We start from the raw sequence: 608 nt of genomic DNA on the forward strand, positions 1-608 counted from the left end.
CGGCAGCACCCTGGCAGCCAGCACCCTGGCGCGCGACGTCCCGGGCGCCACCCCGGCTGCCATCCCGGCGCGGGGCCGGCGAGCGGGAACGGAAGAAATCAGATCAAACGCGTCAGACATAGCATTCCTGATCGTTGACGGGCCGGCCGGCCGCTGCCGACGCCCGCGTCCTGTGTCGTACCCTGGCAGAATGCATCGGCATTCCGCACCTCTCCCATACCTGCCGATGAAAGATGCGTTAGAAGAATGCGCCAGCCGCGCCGCTTGCGCAAATCACCGCGCGCGTATCATGGCCCGCGCCGCGCGGCGAAGAAATCGCGCAGCAGCGCCGATGCCTCGCGCTCGCGCACGCCGCCCACCCATTCGGGGCGGTGGAGGCATTCGCGCCGGTCGAACAGGCGCGGACCATGGTCCACCCCGCCGCCCTTGGGGTCATAGGCGCCGAAGACGATGCGCCCGATCCGGAAATGCACGGCGGCTGCGGCGCACATCGGGCAGGGTTCCAATGTCACCACCAGCGTGCAATCCACCAGGCGCGGCGTGCCCAGGCGCCGCGCCGCCGCGCGCATGACCAGCATCTCGGCATGGGCCGCCGCATCGTGCCCGGC

At 70.6% G+C, this 608-nt stretch carries 1 protein-coding gene; it reads right to left on the reverse strand.

The genetic code is table 11. The features are described from left to right. Positions 1 to 287: 287 nt before the first annotated feature. Positions 288 to 608 (reverse strand): nucleoside deaminase (locus HUK84_RS22005; protein ID WP_176642018.1); only part of this gene is annotated, 321 nt, incomplete at its 5' end.

It is taken from the genome of Nguyenibacter vanlangensis (assembly GCF_013376155.1).
Lineage (GTDB): Bacteria > Pseudomonadota > Alphaproteobacteria > Acetobacterales > Acetobacteraceae > Gluconacetobacter > Gluconacetobacter vanlangensis.